Here is an 18,065-nt window from a genome sequence, read left to right as displayed (position 1 = left end):
GGGACGCGCCGACATGGCTCCGCTAGCGACCCTCTCCACCGCCGCCGCCAGCTTCGTCGCCTCGCACCTCCTCCTGTCGCATCCCTTTCGTCGGCCGCTCGTGAGAGCGGTGGGGGAGGGCAGTTTTCGCCTGATCTACAGCGTCATCGCGCTCGCGACCTTGTTCTGGACCGTGTCGTCCTACCGCGCGGTCCCGGCCACCCCGCCTGCGTTCGTGCCCGGCGATACGGCCTGGGCGATCGCCAGCGCGGCGATGTGGGTGGCGTCCGTGCTGCTGATCGGCTCGTTGCGCCGCAACCCCGCCATGCCCGCGCCGGGCGCGCTCGAAGCGTCGCGGAGGAATCCGGCGGGAGTTTATGCGATCACGCGGCATCCGATGATGTGGAGCTTCGCGATCTGGGCGCTGGTCCATCTCGCGATCTGGCCAACGCCGGAGAACCATATTCTGACGACCGCAATCCTGCTGCTCGCCTTGCTCGGTTCGGCCGGCCAGGACAGCAAGAAGGCGCGGCTGCACGGCGCCATGAGCGACGGCTGGCGGCTGTGGCGATCGCGCACGGCCTACTGGCCCTTCGGTGCCCAGATGGCGCGTCGTTTGCCGTGGCGCGCAGCGATCCCGTCGATGGCGGTGCTGCTGGCCGGGACGTTGCTGTGGCTGATCGCGACCTGGGCCCATACCCCGCTCGGTGCGCGGGTGGCGGCCGGCATCTGGCGCTGGGTCGTTTGATCCTCTGCGAGTTCAATATCTCGCGCGGGTGAAGTAGAGCCCGTCCGGGGGCGCGTTGAGCCCCAGCGCGGCGCGGTCCGCTTCGTCGCGCGCGTCGGCGAGGTCGTCGGCACTCCACCGCCCTCGCCCGACCAGCACCAGGCAGCCGACCATCGATCGCACCTGATGGTGGAGAAAACTGCGCGCGGACGCTTCGACATTGATCCACTCGCCCTCGCGCCACACCACCAGCCGGTCGAGCGTCTTGACCGGACTCGCGCTCTGGCAGTGAGCGGAACGAAAGGTCGTGAAGTCGTGCCGCCCGACGAGCAGCTGCGCCGCCTCGTTCATCGCATCGGCGTCGAGCGGGATCGCCACCTGCCACGCCCGCCCCAGCTGCAGCGTCAGCGGCGCGCGGCGATTGACGATGCGATAGCGGTAAGCGCGGCCGATGCACGAGAAGCGCGCGTGCCAATCGTCTTCGGCGAGGCTCGCCTCAAGCACCGCGACCGGCAGCGGGCGGAGCTGGGCGTTGAGCGCTTCCATCACCCGAAACGGCTCCATCTCGCGCGCCGCGTCGAGGTGCGCCGCCATCGCCAGCGCATGGACGCCTGTATCGGTGCGCCCCGCCGCGACCGCCGCCACATCCGGCCCGAGGAAGCGCGCCGCCGCCTCCTCGATCGCGCCCTGCACGCTCGGCCCGTGCGCCTGCCGCTGCCAGCCCATGAACGGGCGCCCGTCCCATTCAAGCAGCAGGCGATAGCGCGGCATCAGTTGAACCGCGTGCCCGCGGGGAGGGGGAAGCCGCGCAGCAGCTCACTCGCGCTCATCGCCCCGCGTCCGGCGCGTTGCACGCTGGTCACGCGGATCGCGCCGGGGTTGCAGGCGACGGTGAAGCCATCGTCGATCAGCGTCCCCGGCATCGCCCCGGGCTGCGTCTCGCCCGGATGCAGCACGTCGGCGGCGAGAATCTTGAGCCGTTCGCCGCGGTAGCTCGCCCACGCGCCGGGGTTAGGAGCAAAGGCCCGGATGTGGCGTTCGACCTGAACGTCGCTCGCGTGCCAGTCGATCGCCGCTTCGGCCTTGTCGATCTTGTGCGCGTAGGTGACGCCATCGGTTGACTGCGGCACCGCGCGATGACCGGGAAGGTCGGCAAGCACCTCGACCATCAGCGCTGCGCCCATTGCCGCTAGCTCGGCGGTCAGCTCGCCAGCGTTCTTGCGCGCGATCTCGGTGCGCGCCTCGGCCAGCACTGGACCCGTATCGAGCCCCGCCTCCATCTGCATGATACCGACGCCGGTCTCCGCATCGCCGGCGAGGATCGCGCGCACGATCGGCGCCGCGCCGCGCCAACGCGGCAGCAGCGATGCGTGGACATTGAGGCATCCGCGCCGCGGCGCATCGAGGATGGGCTGCGGCAGGATCAGCCCGTACGCCGCCACCACCGCCACGTCCGCGCCCAAAGCCGCAAATGCCGCCTGCTCGTCGGCGTGCTTGAGGGAGCGGGGGTGACGCACCGCGATACCAAGTTCGACCGCGCGCGCGTGGACGGGGGAGGGCGTGTCACGCTTGCCGCGATGCGCGGGGCGCGGCGGCTGGCTGTAGACCGCCGCCACCTCATGCCCAGCCGCCACCAGCGCGTCGAGCGTCGGCACGGCAAAGGCCGGGGTTCCCATCATCACCACACGCATGTCGCCCGCGATAGGGGAGCGGGGCGGGGCGGGGCAAGTGTACTTCCCTTCCCCCTTGTGGGGAGGGGTAGGGGTGGGGGTGCGCTCGCGTCCGCGAGCGGATTAGCCGGGTGTCACGTTGCGCTAGTGTCTGTACGAGCCGCAGACGCGGCTCGGCCCCCACCCCCCGAGCCCCTCCCCACAAGGGGGAGGGGAGAGACGGCGCACCCGTCTTGCACCGCCGGGCGCTGCCGCTTACCTCCGGCGCGCATGGCATCCCCCGAAATCGACGCGCTGGTGCAGCAGTTGAGCCGGCTCCCCGGGCTCGGCCCGCGCAGTGCGCGGCGGGCGGTGCTGCACCTCGTCAAACGGCGTGAGACCGCGCTTGCGCCGCTGATCGCCGCGCTGCGCACGGTCGAGGAGCGGCTGCTCACCTGCTCGACCTGCGGCAATGTCGACACGCGCGATCCGTGCGCGATCTGCGCCGACGAACGCCGCGATCCGCGCAGCCTGTGCGTGGTGGAGGAGGTCGCCGACCTGTGGGCGCTCGATCGTTCGCGGCTGTTCGCGGGGCGTTACCATGTGCTCGGCGGGCGGCTGTCGGCGCTCGACGGGGTGACGCCCGATGACCTTTCGATCGACGCGCTCGTCCGCCGCGTCGGCGCAGGCGGCGTCGACGAGGTGGTGCTCGCGATGAACGCCACGCTCGAAGGGCAGACCACTGCCCACTACATCACCGACCGGCTCGAAGGCTTGCCGGTGCGCATCACCCAGCTCGCGCACGGCCTGCCCGTCGGCGGCGAGCTCGATTATCTCGACGAAGGCACGCTGGCGCAGGCGCTGCGCGCGCGCCGCCCGGTCGCTTGACCCGCCCCCCTCGCAACCCTAGCTCCCGCGGCATGGCCATTCTCGAGATTATCGAAACTCCGGACCCGCGGCTGCGCGAGATGTCGCAGCCGGTCGAGCGGTTCGACGACGAGCTGAAACAGCTCGCGAGCGACATGCTCGAGACGATGTACGACGCTCCCGGCATCGGCCTCGCCGCAATCCAGGTCGCGGTGCCGCTGCGCTTGCTGGTGATCGACCTGCAAGAACGCGACCCCGCCGACGAAAGCGGCGAGTCGGTGATCAAGGACCCGCGCGTGTTCGTGAACCCGGTGTTCTCGGATCCCTCGCCGGAGCTCAACTGCTACAGCGAAGGCTGCCTGTCGGTGCCCGAACAATATGCCGAAGTGACGCGCCCGGCGGAAATCACCTGCGAATGGCAGGACCTCGACGGCCAGACCCACCGCGAACGCATGAGCGGGCTGATGGCCACCTGCATTCAGCATGAGATGGATCATCTGAACGGGGTGCTGTTCTTCGACCACCTGTCGCGCATGAAGCGCGATATGTTATTGAAGAAGCTCAACAAGATGCGCCGCGCGGCGTAGCTGACGCACCGCGGCTGGGGGTCCTCCGCCCGTCATGCTGAACTCGTTTCAGCATCCATCGCGGCGCTGCGTCATGGACCCTGAAACAAGTTCAGGGTGACGCTGTGGGTCAACCGAAAGCACTTGGCCTCACCCGACCCGCCGTCCGCCTTTCCACACGGCGCGGACGCGGCCTTGCACGGGGAGGCCGTCGAAGGGCGTATTCCCCGCGCGCGCGGACATGCGCTTGGCGTCGACCACCCACGGCGCGTCGGGATCGATCAGGATGAGGTCCGCTTCCGCTCCCGCGTCGAGCGTTCCGGCCGCCACCCCGATCAGCTCCGCCGGTTTTTCGCTCAGCAAGGCAAACAGGCGGGGGAGGGTGACCAGCCCGTCGCGCACCAAGCCGAGCCCCAGCGCGAGCAGCGTCTCCGCCCCCGCCATGCCCGGCGCGGCGTCGGCGAAGGGGAGGCGCTTGTCTTCGGGGCCGCGCGGGTCGTGGCCACTCGCCAGCACGTCGATCGTCCCGTCGACGACCGCGGCGCGCGCGGCGTGACGGTCGTCCTCGCTGCGCAGTGGCGGCGACAGCCGCGCAAAGGTGCGCCACGGTCCGAGCGCAGTGTCCGACAGCAGCAGGTGCGCGGGCGTGATGCCGCAGGTCACCGGCAGCCCCTTGGCCTTCGCCGCGCGGATGAGGTCGAAGCCCGCCGCGGTCGTCACCTGGCGGAAATGCAGCGGCGCACCCGTCACCTCGACCAGCGCAAGATCACGCGCGATCGCCATTGCTTCGGCAGCGGCGGGGGCGGCGGGGAGGCCGAGCCGCATCGCCGCTTCGCCCTCGGTTGCAACCGCACCGCGCGTCAGCCCCTCGTCCTCGGCGTGGGTGACGGTGACGAGCCCTAGTCCGCCGGCATAGGCGAGCACGCGCGCCATCACGCCGGCATCGGCAATGCGGTGCCGCCCGGTCGCCACCGCGCGCGCGCCGGCGGCCTGCATCAACCCCATCTCGGCGAGCTCGGTCCCCACGAGGCCCCGCGTCGCCGCGGCCATCGGATGCAGCCACAGGTCGGGCTTCCCCGCCTTCGCCGCGCGCTCGATCAGCCCCGGATTGTCGAGCGCGGGCGGCCCGTCGGGCATAAGCACCGCGCGGGTGATACCGCCGAAATGAAACGCGCTCGCGTCGGTGGAGAAGACGCCGAAATCGACGATCCCCGGCGCCAGCAGTGCGCCCCTCGCGTCCACCACCTCCGCATCGTCGGCATCGACCTGCGCGCCATGCGCGACGATGCGACCATGCTCGACCAGCAGCGCGCCCGTCTCGACCTCGTCGCGGTCCGGATTCACCAGCCGCGCGTTGGTGATCAGCAGCCGGCTCACGCTTTCGCCTCCCATCCGGCGACCGCCCGCCGCACGCGGGTCAGCACTTCGAGGCAGGCCATGCGCACCGCAACGCCATTTGCGACCTGTCGTGTGATCAGGCTGCGTTCGGGATCGTCGGCGACCGCGCTGGCGATCTCGACGCCGCGGTTCATCGGCCCGGGATGCATCACCCGCGCCTCCGCCTTGGCAAGCCGCAGCCGCTCCGTAGTCAGCCCCCACAGCGCGTGGAATTCGCGCGGGGAGGGGATGAAGCCGCCGTCCATCCGCTCGTTCTGCAGCCGCAGCATCATGATCACGTCCGCCCCGTCGATCGCCTCCTCGATGCGATTGTAGCGCCGCGCGCCGAGCGCTTCGACCTCCACCGGCACCAGCGTCGGCGGCCCTGCCACGCGCACCTCGGCGCCTAGCGTCGCCAGTGCGATCATGTTCGACCGCGCGACGCGGCTGTGGCGAATGTCGCCGCAGATGGCGATCGTCAGCCCCTCGATCCGCCCGAACGCCTGTCGGATGGTCAGCGCGTCGAGCAGCCCCTGCGTCGGATGTTCGTGCCAGCCATCGCCCGCGTTTATCACCGGGCAGGCGACCTTGTCCGCGATCATCGCCACCGCGCCCGAGCTTGCGTGACGGATGACGATCGCGTCGGCGCGCATCGCATCCAATGTCAGCGCGGTGTCAATCAGCGTTTCGCCCTTCTTCACGCTCGAAGTCGCGGCGTGCATGTTGACGACGTCGGCGCCGAGCCGCTTGCCGGCGATCTCGAACGACAGGAGCGTGCGCGTGCTGTTTTCGAAAAAGGCGTTGATCAGCGTGCGGCCTTTGAGCGGAGCGCTCTCCGCGCCGCCCCCGTCGACGTAGCGTTCCGCCTCGTCGAGGAGAAAGCTGAGCTCCCACGGCTGCAGTCCGGCGAGCGCGAGCAGGTGGGCGTGCGGAAACGCCGCGCGCCCGGCCGGGGTACGCGGATCGCGGGTGGGTAGCGGCGATGTCATCAAGCCGCGACGCTTAAGGTTTCAGGCTCGTCCCGGCAAGCTGTGAGGGTCGCCGTCTCTTTTGCGGACATGTTCTCGCGCGGTCTCGGATTAAGGTCATTGCGTCGTGACTTCCGCGCGTTAGCCTCTCCGGACATTTCTGGGGGGATGACGAAATGCGTATCGTCCGGACATTGATGTTGGGGACCGCGCTTGCGGGGCTGTGCACGCCGCCGCCGGGCATTGCGCAGCCGACGCCGGCACCGCGCTGGCCGACGAGCGCGGACGAGATTTGCGCGCGTGCCGATCGCGGCGAACTGGCGATGTTCGAAGGCCGCGGCATGCAGGGCGGGTGGGGTGCGCGTCGTCCGGCGCCGCCTCCGCCGGTGGTGTCAGCTCCAGTCATGGTCTCCCCCCCGGCGCCCCCGCCGCCGCCGCCGCCCCCGCCGCCGCCACCACCGGTGCCGGTACCGTCGGCCGATGCGAGCGGAAACATCGTGGTGACCGGCAGCGGCGCGTACGCGCCGACAGTGCCCGGTGGATCCCCGGTGAATCCGGACCGCGACCGTTACGAGCGCAACGCGGTCGCCGGCGTCGTCCGGGTAAGCGACGCACCGGTTTCGACCTTCTCCGTGGACGTCGACACCGGCGCCTACGCCAATGCGCGACGCTTCATCCTCGGCGACAATCGTCTGCCGCCGCAGGATGCGGTGCGGACCGAGGAGCTAATCAACTATTTCCGCTACGACTGGGGGCGTGCGCCAGACGCGCGCCAGCCGTTCGACGTGTCGCTCGCCGCGAGCGCCACGCCCTGGAATCAGGGGACTCGGCTGCTGCGCATTGCGTTGACCGGCCACGACCTCGCTCGCAGTGCGCCGCCACCGGCGAACATCGTGTTCCTAGTCGACGTCTCGGGTTCGATGACGAGCCCCGACAAACTGCCGCTCGCCGCCTGCACGCTCGCGCTCGCGGCGGAGCGGCTGCGGCCGCAGGACCGCATGAGCATCGTCGTGTATGCGGGGCGGACCGAGTTGCTGCTGCCGCCGACATCCGACCGTCAAAGCGCGCTCAACGTGCTTGCGCGGCTGTCGGCGGGTGGATCGACCGCGGGCGCATCGGGCATCCAGCTCGCCTATGCCACGGCGCGGCAGGCCTTCATCCCAGGCGGCGTCAATCGCATCATCCTTGCCACCGACGGCGACTTCAACGTCGGTATCAGCGACAATGCCGCGCTGGTCGACATGGTCGAGCGCGAGCGCGCGTCGGGCGTGCAGATGACGACGCTCGGCTACGGACGCGGCAACCTCAACGATGCGATGATGGAGCAGCTCGCGGACAAGGGGAATGGCGCCTACGCCTACATCGACAGCAGCGAAGAAGCGCGCAAGGTGATGGACGAGGAGCTTGCTTCGACGCTGTTCACCATCGCGCACGACGTGAAGGTCCAGGTCGAATTCAACCCCGCGCACGTCAGCCAGTATCGCCTTCTGGGTTACGAGAACCGGGCGCTGCGCGAAGAGGACTTTAACAACGACGCGGTCGACGCGGGCGAGATCGGAGCCGGGCATCAGGTCATCGCGCTTTACGAAATCGTGCCCGCCGGCTCTGAGGGCTGGCTGCCCGATCGCCGGTTCGAGGGCAATCGCAGGCCGCCGGAGCCTTCGTCGGCGCGGAGCGGCGATGCTGCGGTGGTGGCGCTGCGCTACAAGCTGCCGGGCAGACAGGCCTCGCGCCTCATCGAGCGGCGGGTGCCCGCGCGGATGCTGTCGCAAGCGACTGCGCCGCGCGGTGATGATGCGTTCGTGACGGCGGTGGCAGCCTATGGCCAGCTGCTGCGCGGCGATACGCAGCTCGGTCGCTACGGCTGGAGCGATGTGCGCGCGCTCGCGGCGCCAGCGGTGGGCGACAACCGCTATCGCCGGCAATTCCTGACGATCGTCGACCGCGCCGCCACACTCACGCCGGCGGGGCGGGAGGGCGCGCGCTAGGGGCTGACGCGCACAAGTGCGTCGATCGCGCCTTGGAGGATATAGGCTGCGGCGGCGTTGTCGACGCGCTCCGCGCGCTTCGCGCGGCTGGTGTCGGCAGCGATCAGCTCGCGCGTCACGGCGGCGGTCGACCAGCGTTCGTCCCACAGCAGGATGGGTCGGCTGAGCCCGGAGAGGTTGCGGGCAAAGGCGCGCACCGACTGCGTGCGGGGGGAGTCGCTGCCGTCCATGTTAAGCGGCAAGCCGATGACCAGCGCCGCCACCCGTTCGCGCTCGACCATCGTTTTAAGGGCCGCGAGGTCGGCGCTGAACTTCGCTCGCTTTATGAGGTGTGCGGGGCTGGCGAAGTGCCATTCGGCATCGCACAGCGCGGTCCCGATCGTGCGGGTGCCGACATCGAGCCCGAGCAGGCGGCCCCCCTCCGGCAGCGTCGCACGAAAGTCAGCGACGTCGGTCGTGATCATCGCGCCGCGCGCCAGGCTGCGAGCCGCCCGTTGGCGTCGGCGCGGACATTCGCCCAGAACAGCGGGATGTCGTACACGTGATAATTGTTGCCCGGCAGCACAAACGGTCCAACCTGCGGGGGATCGCCGATCAGCAGCAGCCCCCGCCCGCCACGCGCCGGATCGTCGCACCGCGCAGGGACGGCCGCTGCGATCAGCGTTCCATCGTCCAGATTGGCGTTGGCTCGCACCGTGCCGAGGTTGGCGGCGGCCGCCGCTGAGCCGTCGAGCGTTCCCGTGAGCGGATTGACGCACAGGACGCGACTGCCGCGGCGGCTCTGCCGGTCGAAACCCAGCGATGCGTCGAAGACGTCGAGCACCATGCGGGGATCCGCCGGCTCAGCAAAGCTGTTCCAGCCCAGCAGGCAGTTCGCTTCGTCGGCGCGAGTGCAGGGGTTGAGGCCGAGGGCGGGGACGTCATGTTCGACCGACAAAGGCCAGCCGACGACATAGGCCGCGGCTACCCGTTCGGCGATCGGCCGCCCGGCGACCTGCTCCTTCATCAGTCGCGCGAGGTGGAGCGCGCCCTGACTATGCCCGGCGAGGATGATGGGCTGATCGGGGGGGATTGAGGACAGAAAGCTCGTCCACGCGGAAAGCACATCGTCATAAGCGGCATCGAGCGCGCGGTTGGCGGTGTCGACATCGCGCGTCAGGAATGCGCCCATCGCTGCTTGGCGATAGCGCGGCGCCCAGACTTCGCCCGCGCCGGCAAAGGCGCTCGCCATGCCTCGAACGAACAGCCGAGCGCGCCAGTTGGCCTCGCTGTTATCGAGCGCAGCGTTCCACTGCTCGCGCCCGAGATAGCTGGTCGGATGCACAAAGAAAATCGCAGCACCGCCGCGTTCGGCCTCCGGCGGATAGCGGAGCGGGGCGCCATCCGCGCTCGCCTGGGTGAGCAAAGGGCGCCACAGGGTCGGGTCGTCGGGAAGGCCTGGGCGGGCGATCCACAGATTGGGCGCGTCGTACCCGGATGGCCGTGTCGCCGGCGGCGCGAAGGCGACGCGCGGTTCCAGCGCGACCCGCATGATGTCGCCCGGAAACAGGCGATAGGCGAAGGCCGACGCCACCACGATTACGATCACGAAAGCGACGAAATACAGGAATTTGCGGGCCACGTTGCTTCCCAGGCAGGTCCAGCGGAAAGTGTCGCCCGCCGTGGCGCGAAATAGGCGTGGCACGATGCGCGGGCAATGCTAGCTGTCGGTGATGACCGAAACGCCCGCACTCGCCGCCCGAGACCATCCCGCCGACGAGAGCGTGGCGCATCGTCGCGATCGAATGCGCTGGCTGGAAACCGACGCCGGCGCAGACGCATGGCCGCTGCGGCCATGGATCATGGCAATCATCGGCGCCGTCGCGGGGCTGGCGATCGCGCTGCTCACCGAAGGCGAGGTGAGCCGAGCAAGCGTGTTCCTCATCGCGCTAATCGGAGTCGGCTCGACCGCGTTCGTGCTGACGGTCGAGCGGCGCTGGTGGGTCTGGTCGGCGGTGTTTGCCGTTGTCTGGGGGCTGGTGATCGGTTTCATCACCTGGACCGCGCGAAGCTACAGCCAGCAAGCGACGGTGTTCGAATTTCCCGTATTCGCCAGCCTGTTCGCGGCGCTGCTGGCAGCGCCGCTGTTTCAGGCATGGCGCGACGGAGGGCGTCGTTCGCTCGACCCCGGGCGGGTGCACCTTCACCTGTGGAGCGATGCCGCGATCGCGGCTGCGGGTCTTGCCTTTGCGGTCATCACCTGGGGCCTTACCTGGCTCATCGCGGGGCTGTTCGACCTGATCGGGATCAAAGTGTTGAGCCGCGCGCTCGGTCACAGCTGGGTTGCGTTGCCGTTGCTCGCGGCGACCTGGGGCGCGGGCGTCGGCGTTCTGCGCGAACGCGACGCGATCGTCGCCACCATGCTGCGCCTCGTTTTCGCGGTGATGAGCGTGCTCGCGCCGATTTTTGCGGTGGCGATCTGGCTGTTTCTGCTGACGCTGCCGTTCACGGGGCTGGACGGATTGTGGAACGGTTGGGGGTCGGCCGCCGCGCTGACGATGCTGGCGAGCGCATTCTGCCTGCTGCTGCTGAACGCGGCGATCGGCCTCAAAGGCGAAGGGGTGCAGGGCGAAGGTCTCCACCGCCTGCTCCACTGGTCGGCGCGCGCGCTGGGGGTCGCGATGCTCCCGCTTGGCGCCATCGCCGCGGCTGCGATCCTGCAGCGCGTCGGCGATTATGGCTGGACGCCGGGACGGATGTGGGCCGCAGTGTGTGCGATCGTTGCGCTCACCTATGGGCTGGTGTCGGCGGTCATATCGGTGTGGCCGCGCGGGCATTTCCCGAAACGCATTCTCGCGGCGGAGACGCGGGCGTCGGTCGCGGTGTGCGTGCTCGCCCTGATCCTTGCGCTGCCGTGGATCGATTTCGGCGCGATGTCGACGCGCGACCAGCTCGCTCGACTGCGCGACGGGCGCACGACGACGGAAAAGTTCGACTGGGCGGCGCTGGCGTTCGATTTCGGACCGTCGGGTCGTCGGGCGCTCGAAGCCATGGCGGCAAGCGGGCCGGAGGATAAACGCCGGCGCGCCCGCGAAGCGCTTGCCGCCAAGAATCGGTACGAGGTGCGCGACACGAGCGCATCGGCGGATGCGCGCGCGAATATTCGCGTGACGCCGACCGGCACTGCGGTGCCGTCAGCGCTGATCGACGCGCTGACACTCAATTATCAGTGCCGGGGCAACGCTTGCCGCGCGCATTTCCTCAGCGACGACGCGGTCGTGCTGGTGAGCCAGTCCGCGCGTGCTGACGCGCCGATGGCTTCGCTCTATCGGCGCTGCCCGACCGGGCGCTGGGAGGAAAGCTGGCCGATCCCGCGCGAGACGCAACGCCGCGTCAACGTGAACTCGGCCGAAATTCGTCTCGCGCCGCAGCCGATGCAGCGCATCGTCATTGACGGTCTGCCGGTGGGGTCCGTCCTCCCCGTGCCGCTGCCGCCGCCCTGTGTGGAGGAGGGTCTGCGCAGCCCCGAGCCTGCCCCGAGCGCACCACCACCGCCCCCGCCGCCGCCGCAAGCGAAGGCCACGCCTTGAGCTAGGCGGGTGGCGCTGCTAGCGGCGCGGCCATGTCGGTCGATCATGCAACAGTAGCCAAAATCGCCAGCCTTGCCCGTATCGCGCTCAGCGACGCCGAGGTCGAGACGATGGTCGGTGAGCTCAACAACATCCTCGGCTGGGTCGAGCAGCTGGGGGAGGTCGACGTGACCGGCGTCGAGCCGATGGCGGCGGTCATCCCCAACCAGCTGCGCCTGCGCGATGACGCCGTGACCGATGGCGACTGCCGCGACGCGGTGCTCGCTAATGCGCCGGGTGGCGCTCACGGATTCTTCACCGTGCCCAAGGTGATCGAATAATGTCGAACGTCATCACCGATCTGACCGTCGCCGAGCTGCGCGACGGCGTGCGCGGCGGGAGCTTCTCCGCCGTCGAGGTGGCCGAGGCATTCAACGCCGCGGTTGCGGGTGCGAGCGCGCTCAACGCCTTCATCGTGACGACGCCGGAGCACGCGCTTGCCGCCGCCCGCGCCGCCGACGAGGCGCGCGCCAAGGGCGAGACGCTCAAGCCGCTTGCCGGTGTGCCGATCGGCATGAAGGATCTGTTCGCGACCAAAGGCGTGCAGACCACCGCCGCGAGCCACATCCTCGAAGGCTTTGTGCCGCAATATGAAAGCAGCGTGTCGCAGCGGCTGTGGGACGCCGGCGCGGGGATGCTGGGGAAGCTGAACCTCGACCAGTTCGCGATGGGGTCGTCGAACGAAACCAGCTATTTCGGCAATGTCGTCTCGCCGTGGCGGCGGAGCGACGGGGGTAACGCCAGCCTCGCGCCGGGCGGGTCGTCGGGAGGTAGCTCCGCCGCGATCGCCGCGCGCATCGCGCCCGCCGCGACGGGCACCGACACCGGCGGCTCGATCCGCCAGCCCGCGGCGTTCGTCGGCATCAGCGGCATCAAGCCGACCTACGGTCGCTGCTCGCGCTGGGGCGTGGTGGCGTTCGCGAGCTCGCTCGATCAAGCCGGGCCGATGGCGCGCACCGTGCAGGATTGCGCCATCATGCTCGAGGCGATGGCCGGGTTCGACCCCAAGGATTCGACCAGCCTCGACCTGCCGGTGCCGGCGTGGGAGTGGGGTCTCAACCCCGACATGCGCGGCAAGCGCGTCGGCGTGCCAAAGGAGTATCGCGTCGACGGGATCGACGCGGACGTGGCGCGGGTGTGGGACGATGGCATCGCCTGGATGCGCGATGCCGGGGCAGAGATCGTCGAGATCAGCCTGCCGCATACCAAATACGCGCTGCCCGCCTACTACATCATCGCGCCGGCCGAGGCCTCGTCGAACCTCGCCCGATATGACGGCGTGCGCTACGGTCAGCGCGAGCTGCCCGAGGGTGCGAACCTTCAGGAGATGTATGCCGCGACCCGCGCCGCCGGCTTCGGGCCGGAAGTGCGCCGCCGCATCATGATTGGCACCTACGTGCTCTCAGCAGGCTTCTACGACGCCTATTACACACAGGCGCAAAAGGTGCGGGCGCTGATCGCGCGCGATTTCGCGGCGGCGTTCGAGGCCTGCGACGTCATCCTCACTCCCACCGCCCCCAGCGCCGCCTTCGCGCTGGGCGACAAGAGCGCCGACCCGCTGGCGATGTATCTCAACGACGTGTTCGCGGTACCCGCGAGCCTTGCCGGACTGCCCGCCATGTCGGTCCCTGGCGGCCTCACCCGAGACAGCAGTCTCCCGCTCGGCCTGCAGATCATCGGCCCCGCATTCGACGAACAGGCCGTCCTCAACGCCGGCCTCGCCCTCGAACAGCGCGCGGGCTTCACCGCCCGGCCGGAGTGCTGGTGGTGAGGCTGTTCAGCTTGGACGACGATCATGCGCGCAACATCGCGCTGACGGGGCTTTTGGCGGGGCTGCACGCGCTCAACCTCAACGCCCGTAGCGGCCTCACCGCCCCGGCGGACATGCGCATCGCGGTCAAGGGGCTGCGTGACATGGTCGATCGGATCAAGCCGGAGCAGTTCCCCGCCGGCCAGCACGAGCGATTGGTCGGGCTGATTGATCAGCTCGTCCCGCACACCGAGCGGAGCTGGGCGGAGCGCCTCGGTCGCCCGGCAACCGACAGCGCGCAGCACACGCCCAGCGTCGGCGACCAGCGACCGGTCTATGAACAGGTCGAGAGTGCGACCCACGTTGAAGTCTGGAACGGGCAGAAATGGACGCGCGTCGAGAAACGCCACCCGACGGGGACCGCGGAATGAGCCAGCAGGAGTATCGCATCACCGGCCGCACCGGCGAATGGGAGGTCGTGATCGGCCTCGAAGTGCATGCGCAGGTGACCAGCGCGGCGAAGCTGTTCTCCGGCGCGGCGACCGCGTTCGGGGCGGAGCCGAACACGCAGGTGAGCCTGATCGACGCGGCGATGCCGGGGATGCTGCCCGTGCCGAACCGCGAGTGCATCCGTCAGGCAGTGCGCACCGGCCTCGCGCTCGATGCGGAAATCCACCGCTGGAGCCGCTTCGACCGCAAGAATTATTTCTACGCGGACCTGCCGCAGGGCTACCAGATCAGCCAGCTATACCACCCGCTGGTGGGTGAGGGGTCGCTGACGCTCGACGCGGACGAGAAGGTGGGCGTCGCGGAAGGGCGCCGCATCGGTATCGAACGCATCCACGTCGAACAGGACGCGGGCAAGCTGATGCACGATCAGCACCCGACGCTGAGCTACGTCGACCTCAACCGCGCGGGCGTCGCGCTGATGGAAATCGTCAGCCGCCCCGATCTGCGCTCGCCCGCAGAAGCCGGCGCCTACGTCAAGAAGCTGCGCTCGATCCTGCGCTACGTCGGCTCGTGCGACGGCAATATGGAGGAAGGGTCGATGCGCGCCGACGTCAACGTCAGCGTGCGGCGTCCGGGTGAGCCGTTCGGCACGCGCACCGAGACGAAGAACGTCAACTCCGTTCGCTTCGTCATGGCCGCGATCGAGCATGAGGCCAGGCGCCAGGTCGCGCTGATCGAGGAGGGCGGCACGGTCGTGCAGGAGACGCGTCTGTTCGACCCGGGCACCGGCACGACGCGGACCATGCGGTCGAAGGAGGATGCGCACGACTATCGCTACTTCCCCGACCCGGATCTACTGCCGCTGGAGCTGGACGAGGCGTTCATCGACGAGTGCCGCGCGAGCCTTCCCGAACTCCCCGACGCGAAGCGCGCTCGCTATGAAGGGCTGGGGATCAGCCGCTACGCGGCGAATGTGCTCACCGCGGAGGCCGAGGCGGCGCGCTGGTTCGATGCGCTGCTCGATGCGGGCGCGGCGCCGGTGGCGGCGGCGAATTGGGTGACGGGCGATCTGTTCGGGGCGCTCAATCGCCTGGGCCTCGGCATCGACGCCTCGCCCGTGTCGCCGACCCAGGCGGCGGAGCTGCTGGCGCTGATCGCCGACGGCACGATCTCGGGCAGCATCGGCAAGCAGGTGTTCGAGAAGATGCTCGAAACCGGCGACAGCGCTGCCGCGATCGTCGAGCGCGAAGGCCTCAAGCAGACCAGCGACACCGGCGCGATCGAGGCGGAGGTGGACAAGGTGCTCGCCGCCAACGCCGCCAAGGTCGAGGAATATCGCGGCGGCAAGGCGGCGCTGTTCGGATTTTTCGTCGGACAGACGATGAAGGCGATGGGCGGCAAGGCGAACCCCAAACTCGTCAACGACGTGCTGCGCGCGCGGCTCGAGGGGTAACGGGTCGGCGATGCGGCGGGTGACAGGCGCGCCCCGCCGCTTTACTCGCGCAGTTACGGACGCGCTGCCGGTCAGCACCGGCGCTCAATCGACCGCCCAGACGGGCAGAGGGATGCGACATGGCCGACGACTATCAGTATGACGTGATCATCATCGGCGCCGGCCCCGGCGGATATGTCGCCGCCATCCGTGCCGCGCAGCTCGGGCTGAAGACCGCGTGCGTCGAAAGCCGCGAAACGCTTGGCGGTACCTGTCTCAACGTCGGCTGCATCCCGTCGAAGGCGCTGCTCCACGCCTCGGAGCTGTATGAGGAAGCGGTCGGGGGGCACCTCGCGAAGTTCGGCTTCTCCTGCGACAACCCGCGCATGGATGTCGGCCAGATGCAGGCTGAAAAGGCGAAGGCGGTCGGCGAACTCACCGGCGGCATCGAATTCCTGTTCAAGAAGAACAAGGTCGACTGGCTGAAGGGCCGCGCCGCCTTTACCGCGGCGGACACGATCGACGTCGCCGGGACGAGCTATCGCGCGAAGAACATCGTCATCGCCACCGGTTCGTCGGTCACCCCGCTCCCGGGGGTGGAAATCGACAACGAAGGCGGCGTGGTGCTCGATTCGACCGGCGCGCTGGCGCTCGCCAAGGTGCCGGAGAAGATGGTCGTCATCGGCGGCGGGGTGATCGGCCTCGAGCTCGGCAGCGTGTGGCGGCGGCTCGGTGCGCAGGTCACCGTAGTTGAATATCTCGACCAGATCTTCCCCGGCATGGACGGCGACGTGCGCAAGGAAGCCGCCAAGATCTTCAAGAAGCAGGGCGTCGAAATCCGTACGTCGACGAAGGTCACCGGCGTCGGGGTCGAAGGCGGTCGCGCAACCGTCACCGTCGAGCCGGCGGCGGGGGGCGAGGCGTCGACGCTCGACGCCGACGTCGTGCTGGTGGCGATCGGTCGACGGCCCAACGTCGATGGGCTCGCGCTCGACAAGGCGGGCCTGCGGCTCAACCAGCGCGGTCAGATCGAGGTCGATCACGAATTCCGCACCGGAGTTCCGGGCGTCTGGGCGATCGGGGACGTGGTCCCGGGGCCGATGCTCGCGCACAAGGCGGAGGACGAGGGCATTGCCGTCGCCGAAAATATCGCCGGCCAGACGGGCATCGTGAACCACGCGGTTATCCCGACCGTCGTCTATACGCTCCCCGAATTTGCCGGGGTTGGCATGACCGAGGAGCAGGCCGAGGAGCGCGGTGCGGTCAAGGTCGGCAAATTCCCGATGCTGGCCAACAGCCGCGCGAAGACCAATCGCGAGCCCGATGGCTTTGTGAAGGTGATCGCCGATGCGGAAACCGACCGCGTGCTCGGCGTGTGGATGATCGCCAACGTGGCGGGCACGATGATCGCCGAAGCCGCGGTGGCGATGGAATTCGGCGCCACCAGCGAGGACATCGCCTACACCTGCCACGCGCACCCGACGCATGCGGAAGCGCTCAAGGAAGCGGCGATGGCGGTGCGCGGCAAGCCGATCCACGCCTGACCGAAGGTTCGCCGTAACCGAGCGCTCTCCCCAAACGGGGGTGCCGGTTCGCACCGTCCGTCTCCATGCCCTGAACAGCGGACAGGGAGTGGGGCGGGATGCGGTGTCGGTTTCTGGGGTTAGGATTGGCGTTGGCGTTGGCGGCAGCGTCCCCGGCGGCGCCGGCGCGCGCTGAATTCGTGACCGGCCGCTGGCTGCTCGAACGGTGCGAGCGGCCCGGCAGCGGGGCCGCGGCGGAACTCGAGCGCTATAATTGCCTCGGCTTCATTATCGGTGCGGTGGACTCGATGATGTTCGTGCAGGAGCTCAACCGCCTGCCGCGCTGTATTCCGCAGGGTCTCAACACCAGCCGCATCCAGGAGGTCGCAGTCGCCTATATGCGCGCGAACCCGCGCGACCTTGACGGACCCGCGGCCGGACTGGTGGTGCTGGCCATGGTCGAGCGGTTCAACTGTCGGATCCCGGTACCGGGCGCGCCTTGAGCGCGGCGGCGCCGCCGAGCATGGCGACCGCAATCCACAGGCCGTCCATGCCGAACCGTGCGAACAGGCCTGCACCGATCAGCCCGCCGGCAACGAAGCTCGTCCACAGCAACAGATCCTGCGCGGCGAGTTCGCCGGCCGGCTCACCCGACAGCCGCCGACCGAGCGCCTTGCCCAGCCGCACGAGCGTGCCGGTCATGTAGGTGAGGCCGATGCCGCGGTCGCCGAGTGCGACATTCAGCATGCCCATCCCCGCCGCCAGCAGCAGCAACGCGGCGCTCCCGCCGCCCGACCCGAGCAGCGCCGACAACGCTATCAGCAGCGCCGGCGGCATCAGGCGAGCAGGCGCGGGCAGAGCGGCGCGACGTTCGAGCATCGTCGCGATCGCCACCCCGGCGACGAAGGCCGCCAGCAGTGCGGCGGCAACCAGCGCCTCGACCGGTGCACTCGCGACACCGATCGCGAGGCGCGTCGTGTTGCCCGACATGAAGCTCGCGAAGAAGCCGCCAAAGCCGATGAAGGCGGTAACATCGACCAGCCCGGCGGCGGCACTCGCCAGCACGGCAGGCATCAGCAGGCGATCGTCGAGGCGCATCGCCGCCGCCTAGCAGCGTCGAGCCGGGGTGGGGAAGGGGGTGAGCGGCAGCGCACAGCGTCCTTCACAGTGCGCGTTGCTTG

At 69.2% G+C, this 18,065-nt stretch carries 18 protein-coding genes; 11 read left to right on the top strand and 7 right to left on the bottom strand.

Annotation, left to right across the window (positions count from 1 at the left end):
• Positions 1 to 13 precede the first annotated feature (13 nt).
• Entirely contained in the window at positions 14 to 727 is a 714-nt protein-coding gene (locus tag ACRYJK_RS06120) for an NnrU family protein (protein WP_482666655.1), read from the top strand.
• Positions 728 to 739: 12 nt separating this feature from the next.
• On the opposite strand, the gene truA is transcribed toward ACRYJK_RS06120, so the two are convergent.
• Both truA and fmt read right to left on the bottom strand, forming a co-directional pair.
• Positions 740 to 1,477, bottom strand: coding sequence for a tRNA pseudouridine(38-40) synthase TruA (truA, locus tag ACRYJK_RS06115; RefSeq protein WP_482666654.1), 738 nt, complete (start codon positions 1,475 to 1,477; stop codon positions 740 to 742).
• Positions 1,477 to 2,397 (bottom strand): methionyl-tRNA formyltransferase, encoded by a 921-nt coding sequence (fmt, locus tag ACRYJK_RS06110; RefSeq protein ID WP_482666653.1) that lies wholly within the window; start codon positions 2,395 to 2,397, stop codon positions 1,477 to 1,479. The genes truA and fmt overlap by 1 nt, the downstream gene beginning before the upstream one ends.
• Before the next feature lie 249 nt (positions 2,398 to 2,646).
• On the opposite strand from fmt, the gene recR reads away from it, so the two are divergent.
• Together recR and def are read left to right on the top strand one after the other, a co-directional pair.
• The gene (recR, locus tag ACRYJK_RS06105; RefSeq protein ID WP_482666652.1) at positions 2,647 to 3,243 is read left to right on the top strand and encodes a recombination mediator RecR; all 597 of its coding nucleotides are present in this window, start codon (positions 2,647 to 2,649) and stop codon (positions 3,241 to 3,243) included.
• A 32-nt stretch (positions 3,244 to 3,275) separates the two neighbouring features.
• Positions 3,276 to 3,809 (top strand): peptide deformylase, encoded by a 534-nt coding sequence (gene def / locus ACRYJK_RS06100; protein WP_482666651.1) that lies wholly within the window; start codon positions 3,276 to 3,278, stop codon positions 3,807 to 3,809.
• A gap of 129 nt (positions 3,810 to 3,938) precedes the next feature.
• On the opposite strand, the gene ACRYJK_RS06095 is transcribed toward def, so the two are convergent.
• Together ACRYJK_RS06095 and ACRYJK_RS06090 are read right to left on the bottom strand one after the other, a co-directional pair.
• Positions 3,939 to 5,165 carry a dihydroorotase gene (locus ACRYJK_RS06095; RefSeq protein ID WP_482666650.1) on the bottom strand — a complete coding sequence of 409 codons (1,227 nt, stop codon included), beginning with the start codon at positions 5,163 to 5,165 and terminating at the stop codon, positions 3,939 to 3,941.
• Complete coding sequence (locus ACRYJK_RS06090; RefSeq protein ID WP_482666649.1) at positions 5,162 to 6,154, bottom strand: aspartate carbamoyltransferase catalytic subunit; 993 nt, start codon at positions 6,152 to 6,154, stop codon at positions 5,162 to 5,164. The genes ACRYJK_RS06095 and ACRYJK_RS06090 overlap by 4 nt, the downstream gene beginning before the upstream one ends.
• A gap of 155 nt (positions 6,155 to 6,309) precedes the next feature.
• On the opposite strand from ACRYJK_RS06090, the gene ACRYJK_RS06085 reads away from it, so the two are divergent.
• Positions 6,310 to 8,121, top strand: coding sequence for a vWA domain-containing protein (locus tag ACRYJK_RS06085; protein ID WP_482666648.1), 1,812 nt, complete (start codon positions 6,310 to 6,312; stop codon positions 8,119 to 8,121).
• On the opposite strand, the gene ruvX is transcribed toward ACRYJK_RS06085, so the two are convergent.
• Together ruvX and ACRYJK_RS06075 are read right to left on the bottom strand one after the other, a co-directional pair.
• Positions 8,118 to 8,585 carry a Holliday junction resolvase RuvX gene (gene ruvX, locus ACRYJK_RS06080; RefSeq protein ID WP_482666647.1) on the bottom strand — a complete coding sequence of 156 codons (468 nt, stop codon included), beginning with the start codon at positions 8,583 to 8,585 and terminating at the stop codon, positions 8,118 to 8,120. The two genes, ACRYJK_RS06085 and ruvX, sit on opposite strands and share 4 nt — an antisense overlap.
• Complete coding sequence (locus ACRYJK_RS06075) at positions 8,582 to 9,742, bottom strand: DUF3089 domain-containing protein (protein WP_482666646.1); 1,161 nt, start codon at positions 9,740 to 9,742, stop codon at positions 8,582 to 8,584. Before ACRYJK_RS06075 ends, ruvX begins: the two co-directional genes overlap by 4 nt.
• 91 nt (positions 9,743 to 9,833) lie before the next feature.
• Here ACRYJK_RS06075 and ACRYJK_RS06070 point away from each other — a divergent pair, with 91 nt between their 5' ends.
• The 7 genes from ACRYJK_RS06070 to ACRYJK_RS06040 all read left to right on the top strand — a co-directional run bounded on the left by ACRYJK_RS06070 (position 9,834) and on the right by ACRYJK_RS06040 (position 17,387).
• Positions 9,834 to 11,690, top strand: coding sequence for a hypothetical protein (locus ACRYJK_RS06070; RefSeq protein WP_482666645.1), 1,857 nt, complete (start codon positions 9,834 to 9,836; stop codon positions 11,688 to 11,690).
• A 32-nt stretch (positions 11,691 to 11,722) separates the two neighbouring features.
• Positions 11,723 to 12,010 (top strand): Asp-tRNA(Asn)/Glu-tRNA(Gln) amidotransferase subunit GatC, encoded by a 288-nt coding sequence (gatC, locus tag ACRYJK_RS06065; protein ID WP_482666644.1) that lies wholly within the window; start codon positions 11,723 to 11,725, stop codon positions 12,008 to 12,010.
• Positions 12,010 to 13,500, top strand: coding sequence for an Asp-tRNA(Asn)/Glu-tRNA(Gln) amidotransferase subunit GatA (gatA, locus tag ACRYJK_RS06060; protein ID WP_482666643.1), 1,491 nt, complete (start codon positions 12,010 to 12,012; stop codon positions 13,498 to 13,500). Before gatC ends, gatA begins: the two co-directional genes overlap by 1 nt.
• A gap of 11 nt (positions 13,501 to 13,511) precedes the next feature.
• On the top strand, positions 13,512 to 13,910 hold the full coding sequence (locus tag ACRYJK_RS06055; protein WP_482666642.1) for a hypothetical protein: 399 nt from the start codon (positions 13,512 to 13,514) through the stop codon (positions 13,908 to 13,910).
• Positions 13,907 to 15,382 carry an Asp-tRNA(Asn)/Glu-tRNA(Gln) amidotransferase subunit GatB gene (gene gatB, locus ACRYJK_RS06050; protein WP_482666641.1) on the top strand — a complete coding sequence of 492 codons (1,476 nt, stop codon included), beginning with the start codon at positions 13,907 to 13,909 and terminating at the stop codon, positions 15,380 to 15,382. Before ACRYJK_RS06055 ends, gatB begins: the two co-directional genes overlap by 4 nt.
• 119 nt (positions 15,383 to 15,501) lie before the next feature.
• A complete protein-coding gene (gene lpdA / locus ACRYJK_RS06045; RefSeq protein ID WP_482666640.1) occupies positions 15,502 to 16,905 on the top strand; it encodes a dihydrolipoyl dehydrogenase in 1,404 nt (467 codons plus the stop codon).
• Positions 16,906 to 17,042: 137 nt separating this feature from the next.
• Complete coding sequence (locus ACRYJK_RS06040; protein ID WP_482666639.1) at positions 17,043 to 17,387, top strand: Rap1a/Tai family immunity protein; 345 nt, start codon at positions 17,043 to 17,045, stop codon at positions 17,385 to 17,387.
• On the opposite strand, the gene ACRYJK_RS06035 is transcribed toward ACRYJK_RS06040, so the two are convergent.
• Positions 17,353 to 17,982 (bottom strand): YoaK family protein, encoded by a 630-nt coding sequence (locus ACRYJK_RS06035; RefSeq protein WP_482666638.1) that lies wholly within the window; start codon positions 17,980 to 17,982, stop codon positions 17,353 to 17,355. The two genes, ACRYJK_RS06040 and ACRYJK_RS06035, sit on opposite strands and share 35 nt — an antisense overlap.
• Positions 17,983 to 18,065 lie beyond the last annotated feature (83 nt).

The organism is Sphingomonas sp. BLHR8 (genome assembly GCF_056821725.1).
Note: the sequence above shows the minus strand (reverse complement) of the source record. Positions and strands in the feature narration are given on the sequence as shown.